The organism is Streptomyces sp. GSL17-111 (genome assembly GCF_037911585.1).
GTDB lineage: Bacteria > Actinomycetota > Actinomycetes > Streptomycetales > Streptomycetaceae > Streptomyces.
Genome location: NZ_JBAJNS010000001.1, coordinates 5,770,381 through 5,789,185, shown reverse-complemented (window position 1 = coordinate 5,789,185; position 18,805 = coordinate 5,770,381). Strand labels below are relative to the sequence as shown.

Below are 18,805 nucleotides of genomic sequence, written 5' to 3'. Positions count from 1 at the left end.
CTGCTGTCCGCGTCCTCTCACGACGTCTCGAACTCGTTGTCCAGCAGCGCGAAGACTTCTTCCGCCGAGGCGGCGTCCAGGTTCTCCGGCTTCTCGTCCCTGTCGTCCCGCCCGCCGCTCCACCGGCCGGCCAGCGCCCGCAGCCGGGCCGCCACTCGGGCCCGGTCCTCCTCGTCGGCCTCGACCCGTTCGAGCCCGGCCTCCAGGCGGGCGAGTTCGGCCAGCAGGCCGTCCACCGCGCGCCCCGGTTCGGGGGCCAGCAGGCTGCGGAGGTGACGGGCGACATCGGCGGCCGTCGGGTGGTCGAAGACCAGCGTGGCGGGCAGCCGCAGCCCGGTGGCGGCGGAGAGCCGGTTGCGCAGCTCGACGCCGGTGAGGGAGTCCAGGCCCATCTCCAGGAAGCCCCGGTCGGCGTCCACGACGCCCGGCGAGGTGAAACCGAGGGCTGCGGCCAGCTGGCCGCGCACCAGGTCGAGCAGAATGCGCCGCTGTTCGGCCTCGGGAGCCTCGGAGAGCCGGTTCCGCAGCGCGTCCGGGTCGCCGCCCACGGCGGCGGCCCGCTGCTCCTCGCGGGGCGCGAGGACGCGCAGCAGCGGGTGCATCGGGCTCCGGCCGCGCAGCGCCGCCGGTTGGAGCGCCGCCGGCACCACCAGGGCCCGTCCGGCCGCGCAGCCGGCCGAGAAGGCGGCCATGCCGTCCTCCGTCGCCAGCGCGCCCAGGCCGGATTGCGCGACCCGGCGGACATCGGCCTCGGTGAGCGTGCCGGTCAGCCCCGTGCGTTCGGCCCACGGCCCCCAGGCCAGCGAGACGGCGGGCAGCCCGCGCCGGCGGCGGTGCGCGGCGAAGGCGTCGAGGAAGACGTTGGCCGCCGCGTAGTTGGCCTGTCCCGCGCCGCCCAGCACACCGGCGGCGGAGGAGAAGAGCGCGAACGCCGCAAGGTCGCTGTCCCGGGTGAGTTCGTCGAGATTGACGGCGCCCCGCACCTTGGGGGCGAGGACGTGGGCGACACTCTCGGCCGTCATGCCGGTGAGCACGCCGTCGTCCAGGACGGCCGCGGTGTGCACCACGGCGGTCAGCGGGTGCGCGGCGGGGATCGCCGCGAGGGTGCGGGCAAGCGCGTCGCGGTCGGCGATGTCGCAGGCGACCACGGTGGCCTCGGCCCCCAGGTCCGCCAGCTCGCCGACGAGCCCGGCCGCCCCGGGCGCGTCCGGTCCGCTCCGGCTGAGCAGCAGGAGGTGGCGTACGCCGTGGCGCAGGGCCAGGTGCCGGGCGAGAGCACGGCCGAGGGTGCCGGTGGCCCCGGTGACGAGCACCGTGCCGTCGGAGGTGTCCAGGCCGGTGGGGTCCGTCGCCTCGGGGACGGGCATCCGGACCAGGCGGGGTGCGAGGATCCGGCCGCGGCGTACGGCGACCTCGGTCTCGCCCGCTTCCATGGCGGCGGTGACGGCGGCGTGCAGCATGCCGCCGTCGGCGTCCGGTTCGGTGTCCTGCCGGGTGCCCGGTTCGGTGTCGTCGACCGGGTCCAGGTCGACGAGGACGAACCTGCCCGGGTGCTCGGCCTGCGCGGAGCGGATCAGGCCCCGTACGGCCGCGTCGACCACGTCGGTGATGTCGTCGTCACCGGTGGCGACGGCGCCCCGGGTGACGACGGCCAGGGGCTGCGCGGCGTCCTCCTCGTCGGCCAGCCGGTCGCGGACCACGGTCAGGGCGCGGGTGACGGCCGCTTCGACGGCGGCGGCCGGATCGGGCCCGGGATCGCCGTCAGTGAAGCGGGCGACGGCGTACGCGTCGTCGCCGGTCGCGGTGGCCGCGGGCGGCAGCTCGGTCGCCCACTCCACGTGGAAGAGGGTGGTGGCGAGGCCGCGCCGGGCGGCGGACAGTTCGGTGCCGACCGGGCGGGCCACCAGGGCTCCGACACCGCCGACCGGTGCGCCGGTGTCGTCGTGGAGCGCGAGGCCCACGCCGTCGTCGGACTCGGTGAGCCGGACCCTGAGGACCCGGGAGCCCGTGGCGGGCAGGGACACCTCGCGCCACATGAAGGGGAGTTCGGCGGCACGGCCGGTCCCGCCCGTGTCCCCGTCGCGCAGGCCGCGCAGCAGCCCGATGCCGTGCAGGGCGGCGTCGAGGAGCGCCGGGTGCAGCGCGAACCCGTCGTCCGTCACGCCTTCGGGGAGCCGAACCTCGGCGAAGAGTTCGCCGTCGCGGTGCCAGGCTCCGGCCAGTCCCCGGAAGGCAGGGCCGTAGCTGTAGCCGACGTCGGCGATCGCCTGGTAGAAGCCGTCGAGCGCGAGCGGCTCGGCGCCCGGCGGCGGCCACGAGGCGAGTTCACCGGCGGGCCGTCCGGCCCGCGCGGCGGGTGCCAGGGTGCCGGTGGCGTGCCGGACCCAGGGAGCGTCCGGGAGGTCGGCGTCGCGGGCATGGACGGACACCTCCCGGCGGCCTCCCTCGCCCGGGGCGCCGACCGTCAACTGCACCGCGACTGAGTCGTGCTCGCCGAGCACCAGCGGGGCGCCCAGGGCGAGTTCCTCCAGGACGGGGGCGTCGGCCCGCACTCCGGCGTGCAGGGCCATCTCCACGAACGCGGTGCCCGGCAGCAGCACGGTGCCGAGGACGGCATGGTCGGCCAGCCAGGGGTGGGTGCGCAGCGAGAGCCGTCCGGTGAAGACGGTGCTCGCGCCGTCGGCGAGGGTCAGTGCGGCGGTCAGCAGCGGGTGTCCCGTGCTGCCGAGGCCCGCGGCGCCGAGGTCGCCGGCGCCGGCCGGAGCGGACTCCAGCCAGTAGCGCTCGCGTTGGAAGGGGTACGGCGGCAGTGGCACGGTCGTCACGGGCAGTTCGGCGAGCGGCGCGGTGAGGTCCGCGGCGCCGCCGTGCACGTGGAGTTCGGCGACGGAGAGGAGGAAGCGCTCCATGCCGCCCTCGTCGCGCCGGAGGGTGCCGAGGACGGTGACCTCGCCCGGGTCGAGGCCGGGGATGTCGTCGAGGATCTCACCGAGCACGGGGGCGAGCACGGGGTGCGGGCCGATCTCCACGAGGAACCGGGCGCCCTGCTCGACGAGTCCGCGCACTCCCCTGTCGAGGTCGACGGGGGTGACGAGGTTGCGCTGCCAGTAGCCGGCGTCGAGCGCTGTGCCGTCCACGCGCTCGCCGGTGACGGTGGAGTGGAACGGCACGGTGCCGGTGCGCGGTTCGAGGTCGGCGACGAGGCGAGCCAGTTCCTCGGCCATCGGCTCGACCTGGGCGCAGTGGGAGCTGAAGTCGACGCGGACCTTGCGGACCCGGACACCGTCCTTCTCGCAGGAGGCGAGAAAGTCGTCGAGCGCCTGGCGTTCGCCGGCGACGACGGACGACGCGGGGCCGTTGATCCCGGCCAGGGAGAGCCGCGTGCCCCACGGTTCGAGCAGCTCGCGGGTCCTGTCGGGGGTCAGCGCCACGGAGGCCATGCCGCCGAGTCCGGCCACCGGCATGAGGACGATGCCGCGCAGGGCGACGATCCGGGCGGCGTCGGCGCGGGTCAGCGCGCCGGAGGCGTACGCGGCGGCGATCTCTCCCTGGGAGTGGCCGAGGACCATGTCGGGTTCGACGCCGTGCGCACGCCAGAGCGCGACGAGCGCCGCGGTCACGGCGAACAGGACGGCCGGTGTCACGTCGACCCGGTCCAGTGGCGGGGCGCCGTCGGTGCCGCGCAGCACGTCGATCGGCGACCAGTCGACGTGGCGGGCGAGCTCCTCGGCGCACGCGTACAGCTCGGCGGCGAAGACCTCGGAGCTGTCCATCAGTTCGAGCGCCATGTCCGCCCACTGGCCGCCCTGTCCGGGGAAGACGAAGGCGACCTTGCCGGGCCGTGCGACGCCCCGGACCAGGTGGGCGGCGGCCTCGCCGCGGGCCAGGGCGGCGAGCGCGGCACGCCGGTCGGTGTCGGAGGCCGCGACGACGGCGGCGCGGTGTTCTAGGAGCGCGCGGCTGGCGGTCAGCGAGTGGGCGACGTCGGCGGGATGGGCGGCGGGGAGGGTGTCGAGGTGCTCCAGGAGACGTCCGGCCTGGGCGCGCAGCGCCTGGGCGCCGCGGGCGGACACGAGCCAGGGGGCGACCACGCCGTCGAGTTCGGGGGCGGACCCCGCCACGCGTGTGTCCTCACCTGCCGCGCGGACGTCCGCGGCGGACGGTGCCCCGGCGGGATCGGTGACGCGCTGCGGGTTCTGCGGGTCCTGCCCGTCCAGCCCGTCCCGGCCGGCCGCGTCCTCGGGGACGTACTGCTCGAGGATCAGGTGGGCGTTGGTGCCGCTGCCGCCGAAGGAGGACACGGCTGCTCGCCGGGGGCGCCCGTCGGTGTCGGGCCAGGCAGTGGTCTCCTTCAGCAGCTCGACCGCTCCCGTCGACCACTCGACGTGCGGGGTCGGCTCGTCGATGTGGAGGGTCTTGGGCAGGACCCCCTCGCGCAGCGCCATGACCGTCTTGATGACGCCTCCGACGCCGGCGGCCGACTGGGTGTGCCCGATGTTGGACTTCACCGACCCCAGCCACAGCGGCCGGTCCCCGGGACGGTCGCGGCCGTACGTCGCCAGGACCGACTGGGCCTCGATCGGGTCCCCGAGTGTGGTGCCGGTGCCGTGCGCCTCGACGGTGTCGATGTCGGCGACGTCCAGGCCGGCGTTGGCCAGTGCCTGACGGATGACCTTCTGCTGGGCCCGGCCGCTGGGGGCGGTCAGCCCGTTGGACGCGCCGTCCTGGTTGACCGCGGTGCCGCGGATCAGCGCGAGGACCGGATGCCCCTTGCGCAGCGCTTCAGAGAGGCGCTCCACCAGGATCATGCCGACGCCCTCGCCCCAGCCGGTGCCGTCGGCAGCGGCGGCGAACGGCTTGCACCGTCCGTCGGGGGCCAGGCCGCGCTGGCGGCTGAACTCCGTGAAGGAGGCGGGAGTGGCCAGGACGGCGGCACCGCCGGCGACCGCGAGGTCGCACTCGTTCTGCCGCAGTGCCTGGCAGGCGAGGTGGATGGCGACGGCGGAGGACGAACAGGCCGTGTCGACGGTGGCGGCGGGGCCTTCGAGACCGAAGGTGTAGGAGATGCGGCCGGAGGCGGCGGCAGTGCCGGTGCCCGCGAGGAAGAAGCCCTCGGCCTCGCTGCCCGCCTGCTGGGCGCCGATGCCGTAGCCGACGAACGAGGTGCCGACGAACACACCGGTCGCGCTGCCCCGCAGGGACGACGGGTCGATCGCGGCCCGCTCCATGGCCTCCCAGGTCGCCTCCAGCAGGAGGCGTTGCTGCGGGTCGGTGGCGACGGCCTCGCGGGGGCTGATGCCGAAAAGACCCGCGTCGAAGTGGGAGGCGTCGCGGAGGAAACCGCCCTCCTTGACGTAGGAGGTACCGGGGTGGTTCGGGTCGGGGTGATAGAGGTTCTCCAGGTCCCAGCCCCGGTCCTCGGGGAAGGGGCCGACGGCGTCGGTGCCGTCCAGCACCAGCCGCCACAGGTCCTCCGGGGAGTCGACGCCGCCGGCGTAGCGGCAGCTCATCCCGATCACGGCGAGCGGCTCGTCCTCGGCGGTGCCCGTGGCGCGTGCCGCCGTGGACTCGGCCGCCGCCTGCTCGCCGAGCACCTCGGCGAGCAGATGGTCTGCGAGGTCGGCGGGGGTCGGGTGGTCGAAGACCAGGGTGGGCGGCAGTTTGCGGCCGGTGGCGATCTGCAGGCGGTTGCGCATGTCGACGGCCATCAGCGAGTCGAAACCCAGGTCGCGGAAGGCACGGCCGGCCTCGATCCTGGCGGAGTCGGCGTAGCCGAGCGCGGCGGTGGCGTGCCCGCTGACGAGATCCAGCAGGTGCTGGGTTCGCTGCGGCCCGTTCAGGGCGAGGAGCTCGTCGCGCAGTGCGTCGACCTCGCCGGGCTCGTCGGCCCGGACTCCGGGGGCGGCGAGCGCCGCCTCCGCCTCCGGGATGTCCATGATGAGCGGCCGGGCACGGGCAGCCGTGTAACCGGGTGTGAAGCGTGCCCAGTCGATGTCGGCGACGGTCACGCAGGTCTCGTCGGCGTCCAGGGCCTGGTCGAGCGCGGCGAGGGCGAGGCGCGGCTCCATCGCGTGCAGCCCGCGCCGGCCGAGCTCCGCTGCGGCGTGCCCGTCGTCGGCCATGCCCCCCTCGGCCCAGCCGCCCCAGGCGACGGCGGTGGCGGACAGGCCCCGGGCCCGCCGGGCCCGGGCCAGCGCGTCGAGCACGGCGTTGCCCGCCGCGTAGGCGGCCTGGCCCGCGCCGCCCCAGACACCCGCGCCGGACGAGAAGAGCACGAACGTGTCAATGTCGCCCACCAGTTCGTCCAGGTGCCGGGCGCCTTCGGTCTTGGCGGCGGCGACCGCGGCGAACTCGGCCTCGTCGCAGTCGGCGAACGCCGTCGCCTGCGGTACGCCCGCGGCGTGGACCACCGAGTCGACGGGGTGCTCGGCGAGCAGCGCGGCGACCTGGTCCCGGTCGGTGACGTCGCAGGCGGCGACGACCGTCTCGACGCCCCGGGAGGTCAGTTCGGCGGCCAGGTCGAGGGCGCCGGGGGCATCCGGGCCGCGGCGGCCGGTGAGGACGAGCTTGCGGGCGCCCCGGGCGGCCATGTGGTGCGCGAGGTGCCGTCCGATGCCGCCGGTGCCGCCCGTGATCAGCACGGTGGAGCCGGGCTGCCAGGAGCGCAGGGGCGTGGCGCGCGGTGCCCGGACCATGCGGCGGACGAAGACGCCGGCGGGGCGGATCGCCACCTGGTCCTCGGCGCCGGGGCCGTCGGACCGCCCGGAGTCCGCGGACTGCGGTGCGAGCAGCCGCAGCAGGCGGCCCAGCACCCGGTCGTCGGGCTGCTCGGGCAGGTCGACGAGTCCGCCCCAGCAGTCGGGCCGTTCGAGTCCGGCCACCAGGCCGAGCCCCCAGGTGGCGGCCTGGGCGGGGTCCCGTACGGGGTCGACACGGCCGACGGAGACGGCGCCGCTGGTGACGAGGTGCACCGGGACCGGAGCCGGGCGGGTGGCGACGGTGCGCAGCAGGGCGAGGTTCTGCGCGGCTCCGGTGCTGATGCCCGGGTGGGCGGGGTGCGGGCGGGCGTCGAGGGCGAGCAGCGAGATCACCCCGGACAGTTCCTGGTCCTCAGGCGGTCCGGCGGGCGCGGTCACGCGGGCCACGGCGCCGGCCTGCTCCACGAGCGCGGCGAGCCGGCCCGCCAGTTCCTCCTGTCTCTCTGCGGCGACGATCGCCCAGGTGCCGGTGAGCGCGGGCCGGGTGGGGCCGGTGAGGGGCAGCGGCTTCCATTCCACGCGGTAGCGCCAGCCGTCCACCGTGGAGCGGTCGTGGGAACGCCGCCGCCATGCCGTGAGCGCCGGCAGCACGGGGGTGAGGGCGTCGGTGCCCAGGGACTCGGCGAGCGCCTCGGTGTCACCGTTCTCGACGGCGGCCCAGAAGCTGCCCTCCTCCGCAGTGCCGCTCCCGGCGGGGGCGGTCGTCTCCTCGGGCGCGGGCTCCCACCAGTAGCGGTCTCGCTGGAAGGGGTAGGTGGGCAGGTCCACGGCGGTGCCGCGGGAGGGCCAGATGGGCTCCACGCCCCTCGTGAACGCCTCGGCGAGGGAGACGGAGAACCGTGCGAGCCCGCCCTCCTCACGGCGCAGCGAGGTCAGCAGCACGGGATCGGGCGCACCGGCGTCCTCGGCGGTCTCCTGGACGGACGAGCCGAGCGCCGGGTGCGGGCTGCACTCGACGAAGACGCCGAACTCGTCGGCGAGCAGAGCACGCGTGGCCGGTGCGAACTGCACGGTTTGGCGCATGTTGCGGTACCAGTACTCCGCGTCGAGCCCGGTGGTGTCGAGCAGGCCGCCGGTGACCGTGGAGTAGAAGGGGATGCGGGAGGCCCGTGGCCGGACGGGCGCCAGCACCTCCAGGGCTTCGTCACGCAGCGGTTCGACGACGGCCGAGTGCGCGGCGCCCCTGATGCGGAGCTTGCGGAAGCGGACGTCCTCGGCCTCCAGGGTGGCGAGGAACGCGTCGAGCGGTGCCTCGTCGCCGGCGACGGAGACGGAGGACACGCCGTTGACGGCGGCGATGCTGAGCACTCCGGCCCACGGTTCCAGCCGTTTCAGGGTCTCCTCGGGGGGCAGCGAGACGGACGCGATCGCGCCCTGGCCGACGACGCGGGAGAGCAGCCGGCTGCGGTGGGCGACGATCAGCGCCGCGTCCTCCAGGGTGAGCGCCCCGGCGAGGTGGGCGGCCGCGATCTCGCCCTGCGAGTGGCCGACCACGGCCTCCGGTTCGATGCCGTGTTCGCGCCAGAGCCCGGCGAGCGCCAGCATCGTCGCGAACAGCACGGGCTGGATGACCTCGATCCTGCTGAGGTCCGCGGCGCCGGGACGGCCGCGCAGCGTGTCCTCCACCGACCAGTCGAAGTGCTCCTCCAGCGCCTCGGCGCACGTCCGCAGGGTGCTGCGGAAGCCGGCGGACTCGTCGAGCAGCCGGTCGGCCATGCCGGGCCACTGGGAGCCCTGTCCGGGCAGGACGAACGCCACCCGGCCGGTGCGCCCGGCCACCCCCGTCACCAGGCCCGGCGCGGACGCGCCGTCGGCGAGAGCGGTCAGCCGTTCGCGGTGGCCGCCGGGGCCGAGGAGGACCGCGCGGTGCTCGAAGCGGGAGCGGGTGGCGGCCAGCGAGTGGGCCACGTCGCGGTCGGGAAGCGCGGGGTGGGCGTCGAGGTGACCGGCGAGCCGCCGGGCCTGGGCGCGCAACGCTTCGGACGTGCGCGCGGAAAGCAGCCAGGGCAGTTCGACGGGCGGCTGCGGGCCGGTCGCGGCGCCGGTGCCGGACACTCCGGAGGCGGCTGCCTCGGCGGTGGGCGCACCGTTCCCCGGCTGGCCTTCCGTGGCCGGAGCCGGCTCCGGCTGGGCCTGCTCCAGGATGGTGTGGGCGTTGGTCCCGCTCATGCCGAACGACGAGACGGCCGCGCGGCGCGGACGCCCCACGTCAGGCCACCTCAGACTGTCCGTCAGGAGACGGACACCGCTGCCGTCCCAGTCGACGTGCCCAGTGGGTTCGGTGATGTGCAGGGACCGCGGCAGCACGCCGTGGCGCAGGGCCATCACCATCTTGATGACCCCGGCCACGCCGGCGGCCGACTGCGTGTGCCCGATGTTGGACTTCACCGACCCCAGCCGGAGCGGCTGTTCGCCGTCCCGTCCGCGCCCGTAGGTGGCCATCAGGGCCTGGGCCTCGATCGGGTCGCCGAGCTCGGTTCCGGTACCGTGCGCCTCAACCGCGTCCACGTCCGCGGTGTCCAGGCCGGCGTCGGCGAGCGCCGCCAGGATGACGCGCTGCTGGGCGGGTCCGTTGGGGGCGGTGAGGCCGTTGGAGGCGCCGTCCTGGTTGACCGCGCTGCCGCGCACCAGGGCGAGCACCCGGTGCCCGTGGCGCCGCGCGTCGGAGAGCCGTTCGATCAGGAGCATCCCGACGCCCTCGCCCCAGCCCGTACCCTCGGCGTCCGAGGAGAAGGCCCGGCAGCGGCCGCCGGGGGCGAGCGCGCCGCCCTGCGCGGCGTCGGCGAACATGCCGGGCGTCGTCATGACGGTGGCACCGCCGGCCAGCGCCATCGTGCACTCGCCGCGGCGCAGCGCACCGATCGCCAGGTGCAGCGCCACCAACGACGACGAGCACGCCGTGTCCACGGTCACCGCCGGCCCCTCGAGTCCGAAGGTGTAGGCGAGCCGGCCGGAGATGACGCTCGTCGCGGTGCCGGTGAGGATGTGCGGGCGGGAGCCCTCGGGCACGTCGAACCGGCCTATGCCGTAACCGGAGGTGGCCGTACCGATGTACACGCCGGTGGAACTGGCGCGCAGCCGCGCCGGGTCGACCCCGGCCCGCTCGAAGGCCTCCCACGAGGTCTCCAGGAGCAGCCGCTGCTGCGGGTCCATGGCCAGCGCCTCACGCGGGGAGATGCCGAAGAAGGCCGGGTCGAACCCGGCGGCCCCGTAGAGGAAGCCGCCCTCGAAGGTCCTCCGGTCGCCAGGCTCCTCGGCGGCGTCGCCGTAGAGGGTGGACAGGTCCCAGGACCGGTCGGTGGGAAAGTCTCCGATGGCGTCGGTCTCGTCAGCGACGATCCGCCAGAGTTCCTCGGGAGTGTCGGCGCCGCCGGGGAAACGACAGGCCATGCCGACGATCGCGATGGGGTCGTCGTCGGCCGCCTCGACGGTCCTGACGGGAGCGGCAGGCTCGGACGCGGCCGAGTCGCCGGCGATCTCCGTCACGAGGTGGGCGGCGAGCGCCTCGGGGGTCGGGTGGTCGAACACCAGGGTGGCGGGCAGCCTGTGATCGGCCGCCTGGCCGATCCGGTTGCGCAGTTCCACCGAGGTCAGCGAGTCGAAGCCGAGGTCTTTGAACGGCCGCGACGGGTCCACGGCCTCCGCTGACGCGAAGCCGAGCACCGCCGCGACCTGGCCGCGGACCAGTTCGAGCGCGGTACGGGCCCGGTCCTCCGCGGGCAGCCGGCGCAGTCGCTCGGCGAAACCGCCCGGAAGGGCGGAGCGGTCGGCGACGCGCCGGGCCGGACGGGCCAAGCCGGCCAGGAGCGGGGGCAGCGGCGCCGGGGAGGCGGAGAGCAGGGCGGTGTCGAGCAGGGCCGGGACCATCGCCGGGCCGGGCAGGCCCAGGGCGGTGTCCAGCAAGGCGAGGCCGCGGTCCGGGCCGAGCGGCGGGAACGCGGAGCGTCCGATGCGGGCGGCTTCGGATTCGGTGAGGGCGTCGGCCATGCCTCCGATGCCGGCCCAGGCGCCCCAGGCGAGGGAGAGCGCGGGCAGTCCGCGGGCGTGCCGGTGGCGGGCGAGCGCGTCCAGATAGGCGTTGGCCGCCGCGTAGTTGGCCTGTCCGGGACTGCCGAGGGTGCCGGATATCGAGGAGTACGTGACGAACGCGGCCAGGTCGGTCCCGGCGGTCGCCTCGTGCAGGACGGCGGCCGCCGTCTTGGGTGCGAGAACGGCCGCGAGCCGGTCCTCGGTGAGGGACTCGACCAGGCCGTCGTCGAGGACGCCGGCCGCGTGCACGACGGCGGTCAGCGGGTGCCGCTCCGGGACGCGGGCCAGCAGGTCGGCGACGGCTGCGGGGTCGGAGACGTCGCAGGCCGCGACGGTGACGTCGGCGCCCAGATCCCGCAGTTCGGCGGTCAGCTCCGCCACACCGTCGGCCTCCGCGCCACGCCGGCCGGTCAGCAGCAAGTGGCGCGCGCCGTGTTCGCGCACGAGGTGGCGGGCGGTGAGGGCGCCCAACGCCCCCGTCCCGCCCGTGACCAGCACCGTGCCCGACGGATCCCACTCACGCGGCAAGGACAACACCACCTTGCCCACATGCCGCGCCTGACTCACGAACCGAAACGCATCCGCAGCCCGCCGCACATCGAACACCCGCACCGGCGGCAACACGAACACACCCTCAGCGAACAACCGCAGAACCTCACGCAGAATCTCCCCGATCCGCTCCGGCCCCGCCTCACCCAGATCAAACGCCCGATACACACACCCCGGCAACGACCCCCCATCCCGCACATCCGCCTTACCCATCTCCACAAACCGCCCACCCGGCACCAACAACCGAGCCGACGCATCCACGAACTCACCAGCCAACGCATTCAACACCACATCCACACCACGCCCACCAGACCGCTCCCTGAACACCCCCTCGAACGACACATCACGCGACGACGCCAACCGATCCACACCCAGACCCGTCACCCCCCACTTCCCCGGCGACGCCGTCCCGAACACCTCCGCCCCCACATGACGCGCCACCTGCACCGCCGCCATCCCCACACCACCGGCAACCGAATGCACCAACACCCGCTCACCCGCACCCAACCCCGCCAAATCCACCAACGCGTAATACGCCGTCACAAACGCAATCGGCACCGCCGCCGCCTCAACAAACGACCACCCCCGCGGCACCACCGCCACCAAACGCTCATCCGTCACCGCCAACGGACCCATCGCCCCACCGAAGAACCCCAACACCCGATCCCCCACCACACACCGAGACACCCCCGGCCCCACCTCCACCACCACACCAGCGGCCTCACCCCCCACCGCCACCTCACCCGGATACATCCCCAGCACATTCAGCACATCACGAAAATTCACCCCCGCCGCACGCACCGCAACCCGCACCTCACCCCAACCCAACGACGCCACCGCATCAGGCGCCCCCACCAAACCCACGTTCTCCACCGCACCCCGCACCGACACCCCCACCCGCCACGCCCCCTCGGCGGGCGGAACAAGGCCGGGACGTGCCTTCGCCAGACGCGCGGCGAACACGGTCCTCCCGCGGACGGCGGTCTGCGGGTCGCCGGCGGCGACGGCGCGGGCGATCGCCTGCGCGTCGGCCCCGTCAGACGCGTCGGACGGGGCCGACGTGTCGAATGTGCCGGACGGGTCGAGGTCGACCAGGACGATCCGGTCGGGGTGCTCGGACTGCGCCGATCGCACGAGGCCCCACACGGCGGCGCCCGCCACGTCGGGCAGGTCGTCGCCCGGATCGGCCTGCACGGCGCCCCGGGTGGCCACGATCAGGGTGGTACCGGCGTACCGTTCGTCGGCGAGCCAGGATCGCAGCCGGCCGAGCACCTCACCGGTCCGCGCCAGGACGGCGTCAGCGCCGGTGAGGTCAGACCTGTCCGCGCAGGCGGACAGCACCAGATGGGTGGGCATCCGGCCACTGCCCGCGAGGTCGTCGAGCGTGCCCGTCCGGCCGGCGAGCGGGTCCCCGCCACCGAACTGGGCTAGCTCACCGGGCTCGGGCCCGGCCACGGGAACCGGCTTCCAGTCGAGCTGGTACAGGTCGTCGGCCCCGGTCGGCTCGTCGCCGACCGCGGGCGCGGGCCGGGTGACCACCCGGTCGACGGTGACCACCGGGCTGCCGGCGGGGTCGACCGCGCGGACGGTGATGCCGTCCCCGCCGTCGGCGGGCGAGACCCGGGCGCGCAGATGCCTCGCCCCGGACGCCCAGAGCGTCACTCCGGTCCAGGAGAAGGGCAGGCCGGCCTCGCCGTCGCCACCACGTGCGGCGGCCGACTGGAGCGCGGCGTCGAGAAGGGCCGGGTGCAGCCCGAAACCGGTGGCGGCGCTCTCGGGCACGGCGAGTTCGGCGAAGACGTCCTGTCCACGCGTCCACGCGGCGCTGACGCCGCGGAACAGCTCCCCGTACTCGAGTCCGGCGGTCGCGAGCCGTGCGTAGAGCGCGTGCGGGTCGGCGGGAGCGGCACCCTCGGGGGGCCACACACCGACGAGTTCGGGGTCCTCGGCGACGACCCGGGGGCGGGGCGCGAGGACACCGACGGCATGCCGCGTCCAGGGTCGGTCCGGCCAGCCGTCACCGGCACCGCCGTCTTCGCGGCGCGAGTGGACGGTGAGGCTCCGTCTGCCCTCGTCGTCGACCGCGCCCACGGCCAGCTGCAGCTGCACGGCGCCGTCCCCGGGCACGGTCAGCGGCGCCTCCAGAACGAGCTCGTCCAGCTGCTCGGTGCCCGCCTGCTCACCGGCACGCACCGCGAGGTCCACGAACGCCGTGCCGGGCAGCACGATCCTGCCGTGCACCCGGTGCTCCGCGAGCCAGGGCTGGGTGACCGAGGAGAGCCTCGCGGTGAAGAGGTACCCGTCGTCCTCCGCGAGCGCGATGCCCGCGCCCAGCAGCGGGTGACGGGTGACGCCGAGACCGGCGGAGGTGACGTCACCCGCCCAGGAGACCCCGGACGGCCAGTAACGGTCGGTGGCGAAGGCGTAGGTGGGCAGGGCGACGCGCCGGCCGCGACCGCGCGCGAACACGGCGGACCGGTCGAGGTCCGCGCCGCGCGCGTGGACGGCCGCGAGGGCGTGCAACAGGGCCGCGTCCTCGTCCTGGCCCGCACGCAGGGCGGGCACGACCGTCGCGTCCTCGGCGATGTGCGGGACGAGCGCGGACAGGGTGCCGTCCGGGCCGAATTCGAGGAAGCGGACGGCACCGGCGTCCTGGGCCCGGCGCACGGCGTCGGCGAAGCGGACGGGCTCGCGGATCTGACCCACCCAGTAGGCGGGCGTGGCCACGTCACCGGGCGCCGTGGCCACGACGGGAATCGTCGGGGGGTGGTAGGTCAGCGACTCCGCGACGGCCGCGAACTCCGCCAGCATCGGCTCCATCAGATGCGAGTGGAAAGCGTGCGAGACCGCCAGCCGCTTCACCCGCACGTTCTGGGCGCGCAGCCGCTCCTCCAGGGCGTCGACCGCGTCCGCGTCACCGGAGACCGTCACCGACCCCGGCCCGTTCACCGCCGCCAGACACACACCCTCCGGCAGTTCCAGACCGTCCTCCGCCGCCTCCACGGCCAGCATCGCACCGCCCTGCGGCAGCGCCTCCATCAACCGGCCACGCGCCGACACCAGCGCACACGCGTCATCCAGCGACAACACACCCGCCACATGTGCAGCCGCCAACTCGCCTATCGAATGACCCACCAGCACATCCGGCACCACACCCCACGACTCCACCAACCGGAACAACGCCACCTCGACCGCGAACAACGCAGGCTGAGCGTAGACCGTGCGGTCCAACGCCTCACCGTCCCCGAACACCACCTCCCGCAACGAACGATCAAGATCCACCCGCGCACACACCGCATCGAACGCCTCGGCGAACACCGGGAACGCCTCGTACAACCCACGCCCCATCCCGACCCGCTGCGCACCCTGACCCGAGAACAGGAACACGGAGTCCCCGCCGCGCACCACACCCGCGACGACCTGAGCCGCCTCCTCCCCCGAGGCCAGCGCACGCAGCCCGGCCACCAACTCCTCGCGGTCACCGCCCACGATGACCGCCCGGTGCTCCAGCGCCGCACGCCCCGTCGCCAGCGAGTACGCCACGTCCACCGGGTCGGCCTCAACGGCCACCGGAAGCAGCCTGTCCGCCTGTCGGCGCAGTGCGTCGGGCGAGCGGCCCGACAGAGTCCAGGCCACGGGCGTCGTCACCGGCTCGTCGGCGGCGCCCGCCCCGGTCGTCCTCCCGCCGTCGACAGCGGGAGTCCCGGGCGCTTCCTCGATGATGGTGTGGACGTTGGTGCCGCTCACGCCGAACGAGGAGACGCCCGCCCGGCGCGGCCGCTCACCGCGGGGCCATGCCCGCGCATCGGTCAGCAACTCCACGGCACCGGCCGACCAGTCCACCTGCGAGGACGGCTCGTCCACGTGCAGGGTGCGGGGCAGCTGCTCGTGGCGGAGGGCCTGCACCATCTTGATGACGCCGGCGATGCCGGCCGCGGCCTGCGCGTGCCCGATGTTGGACTTGACCGAGCCGAGCAGCATCGGACGGCCCTCGGGCCGGCCCTGGCCGTAGGCGGCGAGCAGTGCCTGTGCTTCGATCGGGTCGCCGAGCCTCGTGCCGGTGCCGTGCGCCTCGACGACGTCCACGTCGGACGGGGAGAGGCGGGCGCCGAGGAGCGCCTGGAGGATGACACGCTGCTGGGAGGGGCCGTTGGGCGCGGTGAGCCCGTTGGAGGCGCCGTCCTGGTTGACGGCCGAACCGCGGACCAGGGCGAGGACTTCGTGGCCGTTGCGCTCGGCGTCGGAGAGCCGTTCGAGCAGGACGACGCCTACGCCCTCGGACCAGCCGGTGCCGTCGGCGGCGGACGCGAAGGACTTGCAGCGGCCGTCGGCCGCGAGCCCGCGCTGCCGACTGAACTCGGTGAAGACACCGGGCGTGGCCATGACGGTGACGCCGCCGGCGAGCGCAAGGGTGCTCTCGCCGCCGCGGAGCGACTGGCAGGCCAGGTGCAGGGCGACCAGCGACGACGAGCAGGCGGTGTCCACCGTCACCGCGGGTCCTTCCAGGCCCATGGTGTAGGCGACCCGCCCGGAGATCACCGCGGTCGCGCCACCGGTCAACTGGTATCCGGCGGTGCCCGGTTCGCCCGCGAGGAGTCGCAGATAACTCTGGTCGTTGCTGCCCGCGAACACGCCGGTGTGGGTGCCGCGGACGGACTGGGGATCGATGCCGGCGTCCTCGAAGGCCTCCCAGGCCGCGCGCAGCAACAGGCGCTGCTGCGGGTCCATGGCCAGGGCCTCCCGCGGGGAGACACCGAAGAAGTCGGCGTCGAACTCGGTCGCGTCGTGGACGAATCCGCCGTCGCGCGCGTAGCTGTGGCCCTCGTCGTCCGGGTCACCGTCGAAGAGCCGGGCGAGGTCCCAGCCGCGGTCGGTGGGGAAGCCGGAGATCGCGTCCCTTCCTTCGGCCACCAGCCTCCACAGTTCGTCGGGCGTTCGGACGTCGCCCGGGTAGCGGCAGCTCATGCCGACGATCGCGATCGGCTCGTGGTCAGCGGCCTCCCGGTCGCGCAACTTCTCCTTGGTCCGGCGCAGGTCGAGCGTGACCAGCTTGAGGTAGTCCCGGAGGGTCTCTTCTTCTGCCATGTTCCCGGTACCTTCCAGGCTGCCGCTCGGCCACGGTCCACCCGGGGCCGTCATGCTGCGGGCGCTGCGTTCAGGGCGTCCGCGTCCGCGACGCTATGGACGGCCCGTGAAGGCGGGCAACCCCTACCTGGTGGGGCGGCGCCCCTTATCTCGCCTCATCTCGCCCGCGCACCGCAGGTCTTCAGCGCAGGGCGACGGGGAACTGGAGCATCCCGCGGATGATGAAGGAGCCGCGTCGGCGCACCGGGCCGTCCTGACGGATCCCCGGAACCCGCTCGGCGAGCGCGGCGAGCGCGGTCTCCGCCTCCATGCGGGCGAGCGCGGCGCCGAGGCAGAAGTGGATGCCCGAGGAGAAGGCCAGGTTCTCCGGCCCGGGGTCCCGCGTGATGTCGAACCGCCCGGGGTCGGGATAGGCCTCGGGGTCCCGGTTGGTTCCGCCCGCGCAGATCGTCACCTCCTCGCCGGTGGCGACCAGCTCGCCCTCCAGTTCGATGTCGGTGTGCGCGATCCGGCGGTACTGCTGCACCGGCGCGTCGTACCGCAGGGTCTCCCGTACGACGGCGGGCGCCAGCGACGGATCAGCGACCAGCATCTTCCACTGCTCGGGGTGTTCGAGCAGGGCCAGCAGTCCGTTGCCGATGAGGTTGACGGTGGTCTCGGTGCCGGCGAGCGGCAGGAACATACACAACGGGACCATCTCGTCCATGGTCAGCCGGCCGTCCTCGACGGCCGGCAGCAGGTCGCTGATCAAGTCCTCGCGCGGGTCGGCCCTCCGTTCGGCGATGATGTCGTGGAACATCACCGTCATCTCCTCGATGGCGGCGGCCGCACCCCGCGCCGCCGGGACGGTGGCCACACCGTCGAGCAGATACGCCATGCGGCGGCTGAGCCGGAAGAACAGCTGCCGGTGGCGGGGAGGGATACCGACCAGATCGCCGATCACACGCAGCGGGAGCTGCTGGGCGAAGGCCCTCATGAAGTTGACCCGGTCACGACCGGCCAGCATCTCGTCGACCAGCTCGCCGGTGAACCGCTCGACGTGCGGCTGCCAGTGGGCGAGCCTGCGCGGGTTGAGCGAGGGCGTGGCGAGCCGGCGCAGCCGGGTGTGGTCGGGCGGGTCGAGCCCGAGCATGGAGTTGTCGAACGGCATGAACTCCGGGGGCTTGGCCCCCTCCGCCGTGCGGACGCCGAACCGCCGGTCCCGCAGGATCTGGTTGGCGACGCGGTGGCTGGCGGTCGTCCAGGCGCCGACCGCGCTGCGGTGCAGCGTCCCGCGCGCCCGGATCTCCTCGTAGAGCGGGTAGGGACTGTCGGGCACCAGCAGGATGGCGGCGTACGGGTCGCCCTCCGCGGCCGTCTTGCGCAGGAAATCCTGCACAACGGTCGCCTGGTACCGAGCTCTGCGCTCCGCCTCGAGTTCCGACATGCCGCCACCCCACCGCGCGTGGGGCAGCCCGTCCGCCCCGGCCTTCACGCTAAGACGGAACGCACCCCTAGCCTCAACCCCTACCTCTGCACGGGATGTGCTGACGGGCCGGAGAGGCAGGCCGGGGGTTCCCAGCGACCGTCCCCACAGAGCCTGAAGCTTCCCCTTGATCTTGGATGCCCGGAGACTGGAACGGGAGCCGCCACCGGGGTGGTCGACCGGATCCGCTACCACCTCCCCGGCCGACCTCGCCGCGAGATGGGCAAAGCTCCCCCGGCGGTCGCGACTGCGATCGATTCCCAGAGCGTCAAGGCCGCCGAAAGGGTGGCGAGGCGCTACGGAGGGGGCCGCCGAGGTGGCCGCCGGACCTGGCAGACCCGGTCCGGAGTTCGGGCGTGGACGTCGCCGCGTGGCCAGGCTGCCAGAAGGGCTGGGGTGGCCCGGCCCTCGTGCGGTGACGCACCCCAGGCCTGGTTAGACATGTGTCAACATAGACGTATGTCGAACACCAAGGCGCTGCCGCTGCTGGAGCCCGCGAACGGCCGGGCCGTGGTGCCCTGCTGTCCGCCGCTGACCGAGCGTCCGATGAACGCCGAGGAGGCCGAGACGGCCTCCCGGATGTTCCGTGCGCTCGGCGACCCGGTGCGCCTGCAGCTGTTCTCCGCGGTGGCCTCCTACGAGGGCGGGGAGGCCTGCGTGTGCGACATCTCCGACGTGGGCGTCTCCCGGCCCACGGTCTCCCACCACCTGAAGAAGCTCAAGGAGGCCGGACTGCTCACCTCCGAGCGGCGCGGCACCTGGGTCTACTACCGGGTCGAGCCGTCGGTGCTCGCCGCCATGGGCAGTCTGCTCACCGCGCCGGACGGGGCCTGAGGGACTGGAATCCGGACCATCCGGTCCGCGCCTTCCCGAGAACGCGGCCAGCCCTCCCATCCGACGGCGCACCGACTTCCGGGGT

Annotated in this window: 3 protein-coding genes; 1 reads left to right on the top strand and 2 read right to left on the bottom strand. The window is 74.2% G+C overall.

What is annotated here, in order from left to right:
• Nucleotides 1–17: 17 nt before the first annotated feature.
• Both V6D49_RS25625 and V6D49_RS25620 read right to left on the bottom strand, forming a co-directional pair.
• Nucleotides 18–16,421 (bottom strand): type I polyketide synthase, encoded by a 16,404-nt coding sequence (locus V6D49_RS25625; protein ID WP_340563418.1) that lies wholly within the window; start codon nucleotides 16,419–16,421, stop codon nucleotides 18–20.
• 181 nt (nucleotides 16,422–16,602) lie between these two features.
• Nucleotides 16,603–17,847: a cytochrome P450 gene (locus V6D49_RS25620; protein WP_340563416.1), complete on the bottom strand. Its 1,245-nt coding sequence runs from the start codon at nucleotides 17,845–17,847 to the stop codon at nucleotides 16,603–16,605.
• A gap of 498 nt (nucleotides 17,848–18,345) precedes the next feature.
• On the opposite strand from V6D49_RS25620, the gene V6D49_RS25615 reads away from it, so the two are divergent.
• Complete coding sequence (locus tag V6D49_RS25615; RefSeq protein ID WP_340563413.1) at nucleotides 18,346–18,720, top strand: ArsR/SmtB family transcription factor; 375 nt, start codon at nucleotides 18,346–18,348, stop codon at nucleotides 18,718–18,720.
• The last annotated feature ends 85 nt before the right edge of the window (nucleotides 18,721–18,805 follow it).